General features: G+C 62.3%; 14 protein-coding genes and 1 pseudogene. 5 read left to right on the top strand and 10 right to left on the bottom strand.

All coding sequences use genetic code 11. From position 1 onward, the window contains the following. Positions 1-146 precede the first annotated feature (146 nt). Together VSR82_RS14460 and VSR82_RS14465 are read left to right on the top strand one after the other, a co-directional pair. The gene (locus tag VSR82_RS14460) at positions 147-2171 is read left to right on the top strand and encodes a ParB/RepB/Spo0J family partition protein (protein ID WP_498857780.1); all 2025 of its coding nucleotides are present in this window, start codon (positions 147-149) and stop codon (positions 2169-2171) included. A gap of 84 nt (positions 2172-2255) precedes the next feature. Further along, positions 2256-2501, top strand: coding sequence for a hypothetical protein (locus VSR82_RS14465; RefSeq protein WP_498857781.1), 246 nt, complete (start codon positions 2256-2258; stop codon positions 2499-2501). Here the strand turns inward: VSR82_RS14465 and VSR82_RS14470 are convergent. From VSR82_RS14470 to VSR82_RS14515, 10 genes are all read right to left on the bottom strand, one after another. Then, positions 2459-3175, bottom strand: coding sequence for a hypothetical protein (locus VSR82_RS14470; protein ID WP_498857782.1), 717 nt, complete (start codon positions 3173-3175; stop codon positions 2459-2461). The two genes, VSR82_RS14465 and VSR82_RS14470, sit on opposite strands and share 43 nt — an antisense overlap. After that, positions 3168-3860: a nucleotide-binding protein gene (locus tag VSR82_RS14475; protein ID WP_498857783.1), complete on the bottom strand. Its 693-nt coding sequence runs from the start codon at positions 3858-3860 to the stop codon at positions 3168-3170. Before VSR82_RS14475 ends, VSR82_RS14470 begins: the two co-directional genes overlap by 8 nt. A 9-nt stretch (positions 3861-3869) precedes the next feature. Beyond that, a complete protein-coding gene (locus VSR82_RS14480; protein WP_498857784.1) occupies positions 3870-4334 on the bottom strand; it encodes a hypothetical protein in 465 nt (154 codons plus the stop codon). A 1445-nt stretch (positions 4335-5779) separates the two neighbouring features. After that, complete coding sequence (locus tag VSR82_RS14485; protein ID WP_498857914.1) at positions 5780-7360, bottom strand: aldehyde dehydrogenase (NADP(+)); 1581 nt, start codon at positions 7358-7360, stop codon at positions 5780-5782. Next, a complete protein-coding gene (locus VSR82_RS14490) occupies positions 7360-8358 on the bottom strand; it encodes an amidohydrolase family protein (protein ID WP_498857785.1) in 999 nt (332 codons plus the stop codon). Before VSR82_RS14490 ends, VSR82_RS14485 begins: the two co-directional genes overlap by 1 nt. After that, on the bottom strand, positions 8336-9283 hold the full coding sequence (locus tag VSR82_RS14495) for a YncE family protein (RefSeq protein WP_498857786.1): 948 nt from the start codon (positions 9281-9283) through the stop codon (positions 8336-8338). The genes VSR82_RS14490 and VSR82_RS14495 overlap by 23 nt, the downstream gene beginning before the upstream one ends. 75 nt (positions 9284-9358) lie before the next feature. Further along, positions 9359-10651 carry an MFS transporter gene (locus VSR82_RS14500; protein WP_498857787.1) on the bottom strand — a complete coding sequence of 431 codons (1293 nt, stop codon included), beginning with the start codon at positions 10649-10651 and terminating at the stop codon, positions 9359-9361. A gap of 129 nt (positions 10652-10780) precedes the next feature. Beyond that, on the bottom strand, positions 10781-11698 hold the full coding sequence (locus VSR82_RS14505; protein ID WP_498857915.1) for a dihydrodipicolinate synthase family protein: 918 nt from the start codon (positions 11696-11698) through the stop codon (positions 10781-10783). Between the two features lie 2 nt (positions 11699-11700). Next, on the bottom strand, positions 11701-12873 hold the full coding sequence (locus VSR82_RS14510; RefSeq protein WP_498857788.1) for an L-rhamnonate dehydratase: 1173 nt from the start codon (positions 12871-12873) through the stop codon (positions 11701-11703). A 56-nt stretch (positions 12874-12929) separates the two neighbouring features. Further along, positions 12930-13976 (bottom strand): 4-hydroxythreonine-4-phosphate dehydrogenase PdxA, encoded by a 1047-nt coding sequence (locus VSR82_RS14515; protein ID WP_498857789.1) that lies wholly within the window; start codon positions 13974-13976, stop codon positions 12930-12932. A 174-nt stretch (positions 13977-14150) separates the two neighbouring features. On the opposite strand from VSR82_RS14515, the gene VSR82_RS14520 reads away from it, so the two are divergent. From VSR82_RS14520 to VSR82_RS14530, 3 genes and pseudogenes are all read left to right on the top strand, one after another. Next, the gene (locus VSR82_RS14520; RefSeq protein ID WP_498857790.1) at positions 14151-15092 is read left to right on the top strand and encodes a LysR family transcriptional regulator; all 942 of its coding nucleotides are present in this window, start codon (positions 14151-14153) and stop codon (positions 15090-15092) included. A 562-nt stretch (positions 15093-15654) separates the two neighbouring features. Next, positions 15655-16650: pseudogene (locus tag VSR82_RS14525) on the top strand (aldose epimerase family protein). Next, complete coding sequence (locus VSR82_RS14530) at positions 16575-17414, top strand: substrate-binding periplasmic protein (RefSeq protein WP_498857791.1); 840 nt, start codon at positions 16575-16577, stop codon at positions 17412-17414. Before VSR82_RS14525 ends, VSR82_RS14530 begins: the two are co-directional and overlap by 76 nt. Positions 17415-17510: the final 96 nt, after the last annotated feature.

Raw genomic sequence — 17510 nt, forward strand, 5'->3', positions numbered from 1 at the left:
CAGCTCGCGCTGTTTCGATCTCGTCGCGAGTCCACGGTCCCATAAAAGCACTCCTGAACAACACTACTGCCACAAAATATAGGCTACGAGGCACTCTTTTGCGTAACTGTTACAAGGTTACAGTTCAAAACCTCGTCGTCCATGAGATGAAGGGATCGCGGGGCAAACAGCGCCGGTATGGGGTCTGCGCGGGCCAGCGTCGCAAAGCCGCGCTCGACCTGCTTTACGAGCAGAACCATATCGCGGCGGACTATCCGGTGCCGGTGCGGATCGTCAGCGAAGGCGAAGCCCTCGCCATTTCGCTGATCGAGAACAGCGAACGCGAAGGACTCGACCCGTTCGACGTGCTGCGCGCGTACCGGATGCTCGCTGAGGAAGGCCGCAGTGTCGATTACATCGCGGCGCTGTTCTCTGCCTCGCCACTCACGGTCAGGCGTCGCATGAGGCTCGCTAACGAGTCGACCAAACTGCTCACGCTGCTGCGCGACGACGCAATCACGCTTGATCAGCTTGCTGCGCTCGCCCTCGCAGACGATCACGAAACGCAGGAAAAAATATGGTTCGACGCAAACGAGTGGCAACGTCAGCCGAACTACCTGCGGCAGTCGATCACGCGCGCCGAGATCGACACGAGCCGTAGCCGTCTCGTACGCTTTGTTGGCCTCGCCGCCTATGAAGCAGCGGGCGGCTACGTGCGTCGCGACCTGTTCAGCGACGACGAGAACGCCGGTTATATCGCCGATGCGGAACTGCTGCAGAAGCTCGTCGCGCAAAAGCTCGACGCTGCTGCAGCCGAAGTCCAGGCCGAGGGATGGGGCTGGACGGAAACGCGAGTCGAACGCGATTTTGCCGAACTGAACCGCCACGGCAGGCTGCGCCCGGTGCAGCGCCAATACACCGACGACGAACAGCGCAAAATGGACGCCTTCACCGCGCAGCAGGACGAACTGGCTGAAAAGATCGAAGCACTGTCGGAGGGCGACGAAGATGCCTACGAGGAAGCCGACCGGCTCAACAACGAAATGGAGCAGGTCAATGCCGCGATCATCGCACTCGAAAGCCGCGCGCTCGTATGGGACGCGCAGCAGATGGCCGAAGCGGGTGCATTCGTGATCGTCGGGCCGCAGGGCGAACTCGTCATCGAACGCGGCCTCGTGCGACGCGAGAATAGCGCCGCGCTCGACGCGGCAGGCGCGACCGTCACTGGCACCGCCACAGCCGAAGGCCCGGATACCGTATGCGCGAAGGCTCCGAAGGTAAAACCCGTCCACAGCGCGAAACTCTGCCAGCGGCTCACGGCACACCGCACCGCTGCCGTCCACGCGGAACTGGTCGCGCAGCCCACTGTAGCGCTCGCCGCCCTGCTGCACCACCTGGTTCCAAAGGCACTGCCCGAGCACTACGGGCACGCGTCCTCACGCAGCTATTTCGCACTGTCCGGCAAGACCAACCACGACAGCCTGCTGCGCGCCGCCGACGACCTGTCCGCCAGCCCCGCATGGAATGCCATCGAAACGCAGCGGGCCCGCTGGATTGCGGAACTGCCCGCAAAGCGGGGTGACCTCCTGCCGTGGCTAATCGAACAGGATCCCGGCACGACGCTGCTCGACCTGCTCGCGTTCTGCACCGGCACCCTGCTCGACGGAATCGTGGCCGAAGAAAAGCCGCTTGCGATCAACACGCTCGCAAGTGCGCTGAACCTCGACATGACCCGGTACTGGACAGCGACACGTGCGACGTATTTCGATCATGTCAGCAAGGCGCGTATCGCGGAAGTCGTGTCCGCCGCCGTGTCACCCAAGGCCGCAATCGACCTCGAAAAGATGAAGAAAGCAGACGCGGCAGCAGCAGCGGAGCTTCGGCTCGCAAAGGCAGCATGGCTCCCTGAAATCCTCACCGATCGTGAATTCCCGGCCATATCATCATGGGAAAACCGTGACGACGAGGATGAGACCGACAGCGACGACGCGGACACCGGAGACGGCGCGGACGAAACGCCGGAAGGCGAGACCCCCGGTGCGGAACCGGATGCAAGTAACGGCACAGAACACGCCAACGACACACCCACCGACGCAGGAGCTGCGCCCGCCGCCGGTAGCCCGCTGACGCCGTGGCCCTTCCCGACTTCGGACAGCATGAATTGCACGCAATCCCGCTCGCTCGCGACGTAATGCAATCCCTCGCCCCGGCAACGAGGCAAAGCAGGCGGCAAACCCGCATTCGCCGCCTGCCGGACTGAACTGGAGAAACCCATTATGACCAACCGCATCCGCATGGCCGTGCTCGCCACCAATGTCGAAGGCTCGCCCGACCTCTACCTGACTTTCGTTGAAGCCACCGATCTGCAATACAACGAAGGCCAGCACTACGACATGGCCCTTGCCCGCGCCGAAGATGAAGGCTACCGGGCACCGATGATCGCCTTCGAGCAGAACGACACGGCAGCAAACGTGCTTCGTCACGCCGCTGACTTCATGGAAGGTGACACAAACGACGTGTAATCCGTGCGGGCAGACGGCGAGCCCTCTGCCCGCCCCCAATGCACGCCCGCCCACCATCCGGCCAGCGCGCCCGCACCCGCCGCCGCCAGCATCACAATGAGCCCACCGACGACCAGCCCATAGCATGCCCGCACGAGTCGCCGCATGGCGACGTGCCCGAATGACGTGAGCGCCGCATCGATCCGTTTCTGCTGCTCACGTACGGCGATAGTCGTCGCCCCCACGAGCCGGTTACCAGCAACGCGGGCAATGTGGTTCGCTGCCCGCTGCGTTAGTGTAGCCAGCGCCTCGTCGTTCAGCGCCGCAAGCGTGGTCCGGTAGCACGCTTCGTGCTCGGCAGTTATTTGCTCCGCCAGTTCGATCGTCGCCTTGCAGCGCGCGAGCGCGTCACGATGCTGCGTCATCAACGCATCCGTCGCTGCCCGCACCTCTGTCCGCACGAGATCCATACTTCCCGCGCCCGCCTGCCGGATACGCTCCGGCATGGCTTCGTAGAGTCGCCCGTAATGTTCGAGCATGACCAGCACAGACCACAACGCATCGTTATCGCGGAGGTTGAGCGCACTCGATTCCCGCCGCATTCGCAGCACACTGGCGTTGTCAGGCATTTCACCCGTGACGTCGAGAAACAGACAGGCAAGCGTATCCACCGGCCTGCCCTGCCTGTTATCCATCGACCGTTACCTTCGCGAACATGGCATCGCACAACGAACGCCAACGCAATAGCTCGACCCGTTCACCGATATGCATCGTCGTCGCCGCCCTGCGGATCGACATGCGCTGACTGCGAAGCTCGTCCGCAACCCGATCCGCAAGATCGGGAAAGTCCAGTGAGTGACCGCGCGATTCGACGGAACGGCGAAGCTGCGATCCCTGATACAGCGTGAACTTGTCCGCCGCACCGAAGTAGCCATTACGCACGACATTCGTTACCGCGTCCGGGAACGTCTCGCTGAAAGCGCTCAGCAGTTCGAGGCTGTCGCGTTGCCGATTAATCACCCACAGGACAACAAGCCGGCGCCGAAGCTCGCCAAGCGCACCGGCCAGTGTCGCACCGAACTGCTCAACACCCGTCTGGCTCCGCGCCGCAGTGTTCACAACGATCGCCGCGTCCCGCTGCTCATCGCAGAAATTGACGAGGCCGATCCAGCCGTCTGCATCGTCCAGGTTATAGGCGATGCAACGCATCTCATCCTGGACTGCTTTCATCACGTCCGGGTTGGCGGTATCCGTTTCCACCAGCGCCGCATGAATATCCCGCCGGAGCAGATAATCGGCCAGCGCGAGCGCAACAAAGCTCTTGCCCACGCCGCCCTTGCTGCCACCGACGAGATAGATGTGGTAAGTCGTCATGTCCATTTGAATCCTCTAAAGGTTCTCGGTGTCAGGCCTGATCTCGAATGAGAACGCGTCACGCATCACCATGCTTCCCGGGCTGCTACCCATCTTTCCCCCATCCTGCTTTTCATTCTCTCTGAAAGCCTCCGCGCGCGGTACATCGTCCTTGCTTACCCTCTTGGCACGAGGTGATGGCGCGGCATTGCCTCGTGCCGATTCCTTTGCGGCCTGTCGAACTGGCCTGTCTTTCTTCAACGGATATAGCGCGTACTTGACGGAGCCAACACTAAAATCGACGCCTTTCCTCCTTGCGTGTTCAACGATTTCTTCCAGCGTATATCCCTTCTTCCTCACCGCACCGATCACCAGACGCATCTCCTTCATCGCATCGGTAATAGAGAGGCGCTGCTCGGCCTCTGGCTTGACCGGCAGTGATTCCAGAGAGCGGACAAGCTCATCCCATTGCGCCCGGGTATAGCTTTTCGCAACTGGCATGGCTCGCTCCGTCGTGCTCTCTTCATCCCATCTTGTTCACTCACGAAGACGCCGTCAACACCTGTTTTTGGTCGGATTTTCGCTACAGGAACGTCATGGAATTCGACGGATCGCGTCGGAATAAAAGAAATATTTTGGACACCCCTGGCACGAGCAGCGGACCGGGCTGTTGTCCGGAAAGTGTAGCGAAGGAGACTTCACGACGGCACGAGCCCAGAACGATCATCAGCAACGGGCTGAATCGTTTGGCAATCAGGAAGCAAACCATAGAGTTGCGAACCGACAGAGACAGATAGTCTCGGAGACTATATCCCCTACCCCACGAACTCCCGGTTGCCCTGCCGACATACTTTCGGGAAAAGAGCCGGCAGATTTTGGGAGATCAATAGTCGCGCGAAGCGAAATTGACCTCAACGATTCAGCGCATGCGATTGCCGACTTCAGCCACAGCCCTCGCAGACATATGACATTCAGGTATCGACCGTGGACCGGATCACGTCGCAGAAATCGACCTGCCCAGTATGCAGACTCGATCAATCGGCAGCCGCCACCGTGAGATACGATGCGCGGACGAGCAAAGGAAGACCAGCCAACTCAGGGGTTGCATCCCGCGAACGCATCTGGCCGCTTCACGGAAATTCCCGGCCGACCTCGCAGAAAGTGCTTAGGCGGTAAATAAAAGACGACATTAAAAACGAGGTACGGCAGGATAGGCTATCGCCGGTTTTGGGCGCCCAAGGATCAACGCTGATTGAAGAACTCGATTAGCTGCCGACGCGATACTTTCTTTCGAAATACAACGTTGCCAGACACGTCCTGGCCGTGGGGTGAAATCAGCGCTTGGCGATGAAAACGCAAACAGTATTCGGTGGAGCATATCGTGGCAGTGCTCAAGCAAGCCGAGCTGGTCTCGCCAGGCAAGTGAGCAGCTGGGGCCGTTCATGTAGACAAAGTTGTTTTAATCATCCCATCGTTCAGACTGCGCGCCGAGGTGTTGAGCGGGCAATCGGACCATTAAAGGTTTAAATTCGGTCACCAGCCCAGAGCGTTCCGGCGAGCTCAGTCCGTAAAACGGGCGCTCGAAAATCGCTTTCGAGCCGCCTCCCAAGTCTTCCGAGCCTTTCAGGCCGAAGCGGCTACAAGTCCAGACGCCCGTCGTCATCTTGACAGCCGAGTGCCCCGCGCGGGGCGGAGTCGACCGATGCGCCGTTGTTCTGATACGACCTGTTGCGCACGAAATCAGAGATGCGCAATGCTTTTTATACTATGTATACCTAATTAATTATGTTTTAACACTATCGACCACGTCACCTCACAAATCGTAAATAGAACGATGATTGCCGAGGCGCACCACGTTGACCGTCCCACATGACGCAGCGCGCGAACGCTGCGATCGCAGACGCCGACGGACTGTGCGCCGGGTTCGCGATCGCGTATTGCGCCATTTACACGTTGCCGAGCTTGCCGTCTCGCACGCGCCAGAGATCGAGAGGGTTGTCATCCTGTAGTGCGGGCGGCAGCAGTGCCGCCGGGAGGTCCTGATAGCAGACCGGTCGCAAAAAACGCTCGATCGCCATCGTCCCGACCGATGTCGCGCGCGGATCGGAGGTCGCCGGACAGGGGCCGCCATGCACCATCGCATGCGAAACCTCGACGCCAGTCGGATACCCGTTCGCGAGAATCCGTCCCGCCTTGCGCTCAAGCGTCGGCAGCAGGCGCCGCGCCAGCGCGAGATCCTCGGCCTCGACGTGCAGCGTCGCCGTCAGTTGACCGTCGACATGCTCCGCGAGCTCGAGCATTTCGTCGACGCTCTCGCAGGTGACGATCAATGACGTCGGCCCGAAGATCTCGTCCCCGAGTTGCTGGTCCGATATGAAAGTGGGTTGCGTTGTCGCGAACAACACTGGCCGCCCTGTATGCAGCGCCTCAGATTCGACGCCATGCGCAAGCGCGCGTACATGCGTCGTCGCGCCCCGCTCGGCGACGCCTCGCGCGTATGCGGCCGCAATGCCGGCGGTCAGCATCGTCTGCGCGCCCTTCTGCCCGAGCGCCTGCGCTACTGCGTCGATGAAGGTCTGCGTATCGGGCCCGTCGAGCAACACGACGATCCCCGGATTCGTACAGAACTGCCCAACGCCAAGCGTCAGCGAATCGACGAGCCCGCGCGCGATGTCGGCGGCGCGCTTCGCAAGCGCACCGGGCAGAACGAAGAACGGATTGACGCTACTCATCTCCGCGTACACGGGGATCGGCTCGCGCCGGTTCGCGGCGACATTCGCGAGCGCGAGTCCGCCCGCGCGCGATCCTGTGAATCCGACCGCCTTGATCGCGGGATGCGCAACAAGTGCCTCACCGATCGCGTTGCCGCTGCCCGTCAACAGTGAGAATGTCCCCTCCGGCAGCCCGCACGCGTGCACCGCCTGCTGGATCGCCCGGCCAACGAGCTCCGAGGCCCCAAGATGCGCCGGATGCGCCTTGACGACGACCGGGCACCCCGCCGCAAACGCGGACGCCGTGTCACCGCCTGCGACGGAGAACGCGAGCGGGAAATTGCTCGCGCCGAACACCGCGACCGGCCCGAGCGGAATCTTCTGCAGACGCAGATCGGCACGCGGCAGCGGCTTGCGCTCCGGCTGAGCGGGCTCGATAGTCGCGGCGAGCCAGCGCCCTTCGCGCACGAACGACGCAAAAAGGCGCAGTTGCGCGACGGTCCGCCCGCGCTCAGCTTCGAGCCGCCCGATCGGCAACGCCGATTCCTGATGCGCCCGCTCGATCAGTGCACTGCCGAGCGCGAGAACGTTCTCGGCGATCGTCTCGAGAAAACGTGCGCGTAAGTCGAGCGATACCGAACGAAACGGATCGAACGCGGCCTGTGCGAGCCGGCACGCACGATCCACGTCGTGCGCGCCGCCCGTGCCGAACGCCGGTTCGAGCACGACATCGCGTGCCGGATCGAACGCGTGCAGCGTCCCTTCCGTGCCGCGCACTGCCGCGCGGCCAATCAACATATCGCCGGTGATCCTCATCATCGCCCTGCCTTTTCGTCCTGTGCGAGAGATTCATCAAGACCGATCCGGTAAATGCGGATCGCGTTGTCGTGCCAGACCGCGCGGCGCGCGGCATCGCCCAGTTTCAGACTCGCCATCGCGGCCGCGAGCGTGCGCACGAGCACCGGATACGCGACCCGCAATCCCGCCACCGGGAAATTGCTTGCGAACATGCAGCGCTCGGCGCCGAAGATCGTGATCGCGTCGGCAATGATCCGGCGGCTCTCTGTCTCGTTCCACGCGGCGTCACGCAGCCCGAATTCCGACAACTTCACCGACACATGCGGCAGCGCGGCCAGTGCCTCCATCCCGCGCCGCCAGCGCGCGAGGCCCGCCTCCGTTCGATCCCACGGCAGCCCCGCGTGTTCGAGTACGACGTCGACCGCCGGCACGTCCGCGAGCCGCCTCGCCGCGTGGTCGAGATGCCAGAACGGGACGCGCAGATCCCAGCACAATCCGTGCGCGGCAAGCCGTTCGAGCGCGCGCGGCCAGCGAAGATCGTCGAGCGTGCCGGCGCCGTCGAGCGCGACGTCCGGCGCCGCCGACGCGCGCGGCTTGAAACGCACGCCGCGCACGAGCGGATACGCGGTCTGCTCGGCGAGGCGCTCGTCGGCGTCGTCAGCGAGCAGGTCGACCCACGCGACCACGGCAGACGGAATCGGGTGCCGGGCCGCGACTGTATGGAGCCAGCGCGTCTCCGCGAGCGCATCGGTGCGTTTGCACTCGGCCTCGACATGCACGCTCGCGACAACCGGCACGCCGCGAGCAGCGCCCAGGAACGTGTCGACGTCGAAATCGCAGCACAGATCCGCGTAGTCACCGAATATGAAATGCGCGGGATCGTACGCTTCCTGCAGCCACGGATAGCGCACGTCGCCGTTGAGCCGCCACAGATGGTGATGCGCGTCGACGACCGCGTCGGGCATCGCGGCCGCGACGTCGGCCGCGCGCGGATCAGCGGCCGCCTGCGAGGACATACGACGCATCCGGTTCGCGCAACGTGGATATCTCGCCCACGAAACGCCAACTCGTCAGATCGAGCTCCCGGACGTGGTCGTCCTGGAACGACACGTAGGCAAGCGGTCGCGACGGATGAAACGACAATGCCGTCGGGTTGGCCGGCAGCCCGACGCGCTCGATCTCTTCGAGTCGCTCCGCGTCGAATACCGAAATCGACTGCTCACCGGAATTCGTCAACAACAGGAGGTCGCGGCCATCGGGTGCGCTTGTCCGGTAGATCCGGTTCGGATCGCTGCGCGTCTTCACGCGGCGACCGCAAGTCATTGTCTCGGTGTCGATCGCGACAAGCGTATCGTCGCCGCGATTCGCCACGAAGAGCGTCCGCTCGTCGCGCGACAGCGCATTTCCCTCGGGGCGCGGCCCAGGCATCACCGCACGGGGCGCCACGGTTGCGTCGCGAGGATCAAACCGCGTAACGGTGTTCGATAGCAGATGTACGCCGTACGCACGTCGTGCGTCGCGCGTCAGTGTCACGAGATGCGTCTTCACGCCACCGGACGGCACTGCCAGGTTCGGTACGGCCTGCTCACGCGGACGATCGAACACGAGCAGAATGTCGCTGGCCTCGCTCATCGCATAGAGACGCCCTTCGCCGTCGCTTGCCATCCCGTGCGGACGGTAGAATGGCCACAGGTCGAGCATGCGGGTCAGCCTGCGTTCCTGCAGATCAATTTCGGCGATCCGGTGATCACCATCCTGACCTCGCGTCCACGCGGTCTCGATCCCAAAGATGCCGACGTATGCGAAGCGCCGGGTAGCATCGACGGTGAACTCATGCGGGAAGTTCGGGAGCACGATGTGCTTGATCGCCGCCTTCGTTTCGAGATCGTAGAAGCTGAAAGTGTGAGCGCATTTCTGCACCAGCAGCAGAATCTCGTTCATCGTGAATCTCCTTCCTTCAAGGGTTTCGCCGCCGTACCTTGCGACGGGTTGGGTGTTGAGCCGCCGGGCGGCGCGTCACGCCTCGCAGCGCCTGGGCAGCGCAAGCGCAAGCAGGCCGGCCGCTGCGAGCACAACAGCGAGACTGTAGACGCCGGCCGCCGAGCTGACGTGCTGCGTGAGCACGCCCACTGCGTACGGGCCGCAGAAGCCGCCGAGGTTGCCAAGCGCGTTGATCAGCCCGCGCGCGCTGCCTGCGGTTTCGGGACTGCAGAGCTTCGGCGGGATCGCCCAGAAAACACCTGCCGCCGCCTGCAGGAAGAAGCCGCAGCCGACCAGGAACGCGAACGACACCACCATCGTCGACTGCGTCAGCACCGACAGCGCAAGGCACGCGGCGAAACCGACGAGCGGCAGCAGCACGAACAGTCGGCGCCGCCCGGTCAAGTCGGACAGGTACGACGTCGCGAACATCCCGATGATCATCGCGACGTACGGGATCGTCGCGAGCAGGCCGACCTGGGCCATGCCGGTATGCGTAAGATTCTTCAGCAGCGTGGGGAGCCACATCGTGTATCCATAGATGCCGACCTGGTAGCAGAAGTTGATCGCGATCAGCAGCCAGATCGTCGGGTTGCCCAGCATCTCGCGGAACGACGCCGAGGCGGGCGTCCCCCCCTTCCGTTTGTGCTCTTGCTCGGCGCGCAGCGCGTCGAGGATGTACGCCTTTTCGCGCGGCGAAATCCAGCGAGCCGTTTCCGGGCCGTTGTCTGCGAAGAGCAGCCAGACGGCCAGAAACAGCACCGACAGCGCAGCGCTGCTGAAGAACAGATGACGCCAGTCGTACGTCGCGAGAATGAAGCCGGAAAGCGGCGCGGTAATCATGCCGGCGAGCGGTACGAACATGATGACCATCGCGTTCGCGCGTCCACGTTCGCGATCGGGAAACCAGTTGCTGACCATCGTGAGCACGACCGGCAACATCCCCCCTTCGGCGACGCCGAGCAGGAAGCGCAGCGTCAGCAGTTCCCACGTATGTGTGACGAGGCCTGTCAGTCCAGATATCACCGCCCAGCTGACGAGCGACCATGCGATGAACTTCTTGCCGCTGCCGAGCGCAGCACGGTGGCCACCCGGAATTTGCAGAAACAGATAGCCGAAGAAGAAAATCCCGCCCGCGATCCCGGCCATCGTCGCATCCATGCCGAGGTCCGCGTTCATGCCCCCAGGCATCGCGAATGCAATATTCACACGGTCCATGTACGAGATGACGCAGGCGAGAAGAAGCGGCGGAATGACGCGCAGCCAGCGGCGATGTGGAACGGCCTCGTCGGCTTCATAAGCCGCGTTGACCTCGTTGAGCGAATTCATGACGTCTCCTGTTTCGTTATTGGCGCGGCGGCGTTCTTGATGGCCTTCCGTCGCGGAGTCACGGATCGGCGTGAAGACACGGACGCCGTGCAATGGCGGCGTGCTGCCCGCGTGCCGACGACGGCCGATTCAGCTGCCCCAGCGGAACACGAGCGGATCGAGGCGGCGTGCCGCGTCGAGCAGGCCCGCGCGAATCTGCGGATGCAACTGCGGCCAGGGCGCGCGCGGCTTGTCGCACCCGATCACGCCGCCTTCCTTCATCAGCGTCTTTGCGCTCAGAAAGCCTGCCTGACGGTTCTCGTAGTTGATCAACGGCAGCCAGCGCGCGTACTGCGCGACAGCTTCATCACGGCGACCCGCGAAGTACGCATCGGTGATCTTCCGGATCCCGTCCGGATAGCCGCCGCCTGTCATCGCGCCCGTCGCGCCCGCGTCGAGATCGGCGAGCAGTGTGATGCCTTCCTCGCCGTCCCACGGGCCTTCGATCGCATCGCCGCCCAGCGTGATCAGTTCGCGCAGCTTCGACGCGGCGCCTGCCGTCTCGATCTTGAAGTACGACACCGCAGCGAACTCGCGCGCGAGTCGGGCGAGGAACGGAACCGACAGCGTTGTACCGCTCGCCGGCGCGTCCTGAATCATCAGCGGAATGTCGAGGCCGTCGGTTACTTCCCTGAAGAACGCGTGGATTTGCGTCTCAGACACCCGAAACGTCGCGCCGTGATACGGCGGCATCACCATCACCATCGCGGCGCCGAGTGCCTGCGCTTGCCGATTGCGCTGTGCACAGATACGCGCGCTGAAATGCGACGTTGTGACGATCACCGGCACGCGGCCCGCAACGTGCTCGAGTGCCGTCCGCGTGAGCAGATCGCGTTCGTCGTCGCCGAGCGCGAATTGCTCTGAATAGTTTGCGTGAATGCAGATCCCATTCGAGCCCGCGTCGATCATGAAGTCGAGGCAGCGGCGCTGGCCGTCGAGGTCGAGTGAGCCGTCCTCAGTGAAAATCGTCGGCGCGACCGGAAACACGCCCTGATAACGTCTGCGCATCATCACTCCACGATCTCGAACTGGTCGAGGAACTCGGTCTTCAACGTGAGACCGAGACCCGGCACGTCGTCACGCAATTGCAGGAAGCCATTCTCGGCCACCGGCTCACCGTCGAAAATGTAATAGAACAACTCGTTTCCAACTTCGACGTCGAACATCGGGAAGTACTCGCTCATCGGCGAGGCGAGCGTGCTCATCGTCAGATGGTAGTTGTGCATCTGACCCGCGTGCGGAATGACGGGCACGCTATACGCTTCACACAGCGCGTTGATCTTGTGCGCCATCGTGATGCCACCGACGCGGTTGGTGTCATATTGGACGACCGACACGGCCTTGCGGTCCAGCAACTGCTTGAAGCCATACAGCGTGAATTCGTGCTCGCCGCCGGAGATCGGGATACTCGTCAGCTGGTTCAGCTCCGCGTAACCGTCGATGTCATCAGCGATCACGGGCTCCTCAAGCCAGCGCGGCTGGTATTTCTCGAGCTTCGGCAGGATGCGCTTCGCGTATTCGAGGTTCCAGCCCATATAGCACTCAAGCATCAGGTCGTTGTCGTAGCCGATCACCTCGCGAATCGCCTCGACAGCCTTTAGATTCTCGACGAAGCCCTGCTGCCCATGCGCGGGTCCGTAGCCGAAGCGCGTCTTGAAGGCGCGGAAGCCCTGGTCGAGATATTTTTGCGCCTCGGCCTGCATCGCCTTCAGGTCTGTGCGATAGAGCTTCGAGTAGTAGCAGGGAATCTTTTCTTTCGTGCGGCCGCCTAGTAACTTGAAGACCGGCTTGCCGACGCTCTTGCCGAGGATGTCCCAGATCGCGATGTCGACGGCCGAGATCGCGGCCATGCCGATTCCTTTGCGGCCCCACGCGTGGGTCGCACGGTACATCCGCTGGTTCAGGTATTCGTAGTCCCACGGGTCCTGGCCGATCACGAGCGGGGCGAGGTACTGGTCGATGATGACCTTGGCGACCTGCGGCGCGAGCGCGACGTTGCCGAGGCCGACGATGCCGTCGTCAGTCTCGACCTCGACCACGGTCCACGCGTGAAAGCGAAACGTGCTCATCGTTTCCTGTGGTGCGTACAACAGATCCATCGCATTCGAGCAGAAATTGCCCTGCGGCGGCACGGTCTTGCCCTTCCATTGAAATACGCGAGCGCGAACAGACTTGATTTTCATTGTGGTGTCTCCAGGATTTGATTCGATTCGAGGTGTCGCGAGAAAGCCTTCGGCCGTCACGCGGAAATTGTCTGCTGCCGGTGCGCGGTACCCATCCGGCACGCGATCAGCAATGCCTGCCATGTCGCGCCGACGTCGGCGGTGCCGCCTCCCGCGATGTCGTACGCGGTGCCGTGCGCCGGCGTCGTGATCGGCACGGGCAACCCGCCCTGCACGGTCACGCCGCGCGAGAAGCCGAGCAGTTTGATCGCGATCTGACCCTGGTCGTGGTACATCGTCACGACCGCCTGGTAGTCGCCCGCCTGTGCCTTCAGGAAGATCGTGTCTGCCGGGAATGGGCCGTGGAACGGCGCATCGGTCGGCCAGTTGCGCGCCTGCAGCCGGCGCACCGCGGGCGCAATTATCTGGATCTCCTCGCTGCCGCAGCTCCCGCCGTCACCGCCGTGCGGATTGAATGCGGCGATCGCGACCTTCGGCGTGGCGACGCCGTTCGCGAGCAACGACCGGTAGATCAGTTCGGCAGCCTGCTCGATCCGCCCGATGCTCAGATACCCGGGCGCATCCTTCAGCGGGACGTGCGATGAAATACGTGACGTCCAGAGTTCGCCGAGCGTATTGAACTCGCAGAAGTAACCGGTCACGCCGAGGTATTCGGCGAAGTGATGGAGCTCGTCCTCGTGTTTCAGGCCGCCGAGCTTCATGGCGTGCTTGTTGAGCGGCGCGAAGCAGATCGCGTCGACTTCGCCGGCGAGCGCGGCGTCCATACACATGTTCAGTACGCTCAGCACCGAGCGGCCGCCGGCCGCGCCGACCTGGCCGACGGTGACCTGCGCGCGGTCGATCGTGTCGACCTCGACGAACGCAGGCTGCGCGTATGACGGCCGGTCGCGCACGCGGGCGAGCGACTCGAGCGGCTCGGTCGCGATCTGCACGCCCGCGATGCGTTGACCGCTTTCCCAGAGCCATCGGTCGCCGATCAGCACGAGGTTGGCGTGCGTCATTGCTTCCGGCCGGGACAGCAGTTTCGCAATCAGTTCTGGGCCGATGCCAGCGGGGTCGCCGAGCGTCAGCGCAACGACGGGAAGGCGCGAGGTTGACGTCATCCTGTCACCCTCGACGGCTGATGGCCGGCACTGCCCGGCTGGTATTGGAATCGCATGCCTGTCTCCTGGTATTCGGCCGCCCTCGGCCGACTTGATACAGGGTTGATACTAGGTAGACGCTTTCTGCGCGTAAATTGAAAACTATTGATGAATCGATAACTACAGGTGATCAGAGTGGGTTCTATCGACCGGCGTGACTCCACCCCCCAGTTGCTGAATCGTTTGCGCATGCGGCAGATCGCGTTGCTGCTCGCTATCGAGGAATGCTCAACGCTGCGCGGAGCCGCCGAGCAGCTCGGGCTCACGCAGCCAGCCGCGACGAAGATGCTTCACGAGCTCGAAAGCGCGCTCGGCCAGTTGCTGTTCGAGCGTGTCGGTCGAAACCTTCGCCTGAACCCGGCGGGTGAGCGCGTGCTCGGCTACTTCCGGGGCATTCGCGGCAGCATGGAAGCGCTCAACCGCGAGCTGTCGGAATTGCAGCTGGGCAGCGCGGGCAGGCTTGCCATGGGCAGCATCATGGCTGCAACGCCTGGCCGATTGACCGAGGCTCTCGTGCAATTGAAGGCGCGCTTTCCGCTGATGACGGTCGAGATCGCAGTCGATACGAGCGATCGGCTGATGCCTCAATTGCACGAGGGCGTGCTTGAGGTCGTGATCGGCCGTGACGCCCGTGAAGGCAGCGAGTACATCTTCCGCGCGGTCGACGACGAAGCGCTCGCCATCGTGTCAGGCTGCGATCACCCGCTCGCCCAGGTACGCGAAGTCGATTTTGCGATGCTGACTGACTACCCCTGGATTCTGCAGCCAGCCGGCAGCCCCGCACGTGACGTCGTCGAACGGGAATTCAGCGAACATCATCGACCGATGCCGCGCGGGCTGATCGAAACCGGCTCCATCCTGACCACGATGAGTCTCGTGACGCGCTCGCACATGCTCGGCGCGACTCCCGCTACCGTCGCGCAACGCAACGCCGAGCATGGACTGGTTGCCATGATCGACTATAGGTTCACTCACAAGCTCCCCTCCTACGGCAGCATCGTGCGTCGCGATCGCCCTTTGAGCGCGCCCGCGCGGCACTTTCTTCAGCTGTTCCATGGCGAGGCCACGCCGGTGTGAAGCGCGCAAGACGCGCATCAGCGAACTCCCGTATTCGCCATCCGTCCTGCCGCTCCCCGCCTCCCAGCAAAACGCGCTCAGTGCACACTGGATCTTATAAGCAGTGCTTATCGTTTGCTGAAATCTTTTGATTAGCGCAGCAACTCGCACACGTCCACACTTGCGAAAAATCCAGTAGATCAACAACACGCAAGGAGACGTCATGAAAAGTGCCGCATTGGTCCGCATTGCTATTTCGCTATTCGCACCGACAGCAATGATCGAAGCGATCTGATTGCCGTCATTGCCTACGCGATGGTGGTCAATTCGTCCAACAAAGCGTCCGGCTCCGCGATGGACAGAACAGCTTTGCATGGAACCGGATTAGGCGCTAAAGCGCAAACTCCAGACAGGAGACAACCCTATGCTCAATTTTCGTACTCGCGCGGTGCTTTGCCTGATCGCCGGCTGGCCGCCACTCGCGATGGCGTCGGCGGGATACGTCGACGTCAAGCCTGAAGGCTATCAGCGCATGATCGACGGCAAGAGGACCGACCTCTATACGCTGGAAAACAAGCAAGGCATGGTCGTCAAGATTACGAACTACGGCGGCAAGGTTGTGGAACTGCTGGCTCCGGACCGCAGAGGTAATCTCAGCGACGTCGTGATGGGCTTCGATATGATCGAAGACGGGAACAAATACAACCCGTCCACCGGCGTGATCATCGGTCGCTACGCGGACCGAATCGCGAAAGGCCAGTTTATGATGGACGGCACGCCATATCAGCTCAGCGTCAACAACGGCTAGAACCACCTGCACGGCGGCACGAAGGGCTCGCGCTTTCGTGTGTTCGACGCGAGCCAGCTCGACGATCACACGCTGCAACTCAACTATTACTTCAAGGACGGCGAAGAAGGATATCCGGGCAACTGTAGCCTGAAGGTCGTCTACACCCTGACCGACGATAACGCGCTGAAGATTACCTATGATGCGGTGGCCGACCAGAAGACCATCGTCAACTTCTCGAACCACATGGGTTTCGACCTGAGCGGCGATGCAAGCAGGAGCATCGTGAATCACGTCGTGTTGATCAACGCCGACACCTTCACGCCGGTCATCAAGCTTATCCCGACCGGCGAGCGCCGCAGCGTTAAGGGCACACCGTTCGATTTCACGAAACCGACACCCGTCGCCGACCTCATCTACACGAAGGACGAGCAGTTGAAGGAAGGTCAGCAGCTCGCGAGCCCGCCAGCCGAGGGCGGATACGACCACAACTGGTTCTTGAACAAGCGTGCCGGTGAATTGAGCTACGCCGCGCACGTCTACGAGCCAACGTCTGGCCGCGTGCTGGAAATATACACGACCGAGCCCGCAATTCATTTCTATTCGGGCAACGCGCTGCCGGGCACGGACATTGGCAAGGGTGGAAAGATCTACGGATTCCGCAGCTTCCTGACGATGCTGGCCGAGCATCCGGACGATTCGCCGAACAGGCGCGATTGGCCCACGACCGTGCTGCAGCCCGGAGAGTGGTTCACTGCAACCACGATCTACAAATTCTCCACGGCGAACTGAGTGAGGCAGCGATGTTGAAACGTATCTTCATGACGGCATGTGTGTGCGCGACAGCGGTTGCGCTCGGGTGGCACGTCCTTCCTCTTCAAGCGGAAGAAATCGAAGTCGCGGACAACGCGCCGTATACAATCGATCCGGCCCGGCACCCGGATGCCGGCAGCGATCGCAACGGCTTCTTCCTCGACGTCGTCAAGCAGGTGACACTCGAGATGAAGCGCGATATTCCCGTGAAATTCGTCGGCTGGCAGGAGGCACAGGCCGACGCGCGGGCGGGACACGACATCCTCTTTTTCCCCTACTCCCGAACCCCCGAGCGTGAGCCGAATTATATGTGGGTGCAGAAGGTGTGGGATATCGACGAAGTCTTCGTGTCGCGGCCCGGCTCGCGTGCGATCGATTCCTACGACGCGGGCAAGGTGCTTCAGGCAATTGGTGTCATTGGCAGCCCGACGGGACATGCCGAACTAACGAAACGCGGCTTCTCAAATCTCAAGAGCTACAGCAATGCGGCCGCCCTCACGCAGGCGGGCGCCTACGGCGAGGTGAACGCTGCATATAGCGCCGACATCGAACTGAAATACGCGTGGCGCATTGAGAGACATCCGGGCAAACTCGTGGTCGGCAAGACGCTCGCGACTCGCGCACTGTACATTGCCGCGTCAACGGATTCGCACGGCATCGATCGCGATGCGTGGGCGAAGGCGTTCGAGAGGGTCAAGCGCAACGGCCTGGTCGATCGCGCGTACGCGTACTACTTCGGATAGGAGTGACATCGTGCCGCGCCTCATCATCCTGGCGACGTCGCCACCCGACGACGACTTATCGGGCTACGCGCGCAGTACAGCAGCTAGACTATTCCA

Origin of the sequence: Burkholderia sp. JPY481 (genome assembly GCF_038900515.1) — a bacterium.
GTDB lineage: Bacteria > Pseudomonadota > Gammaproteobacteria > Burkholderiales > Burkholderiaceae > Paraburkholderia > Paraburkholderia youngii.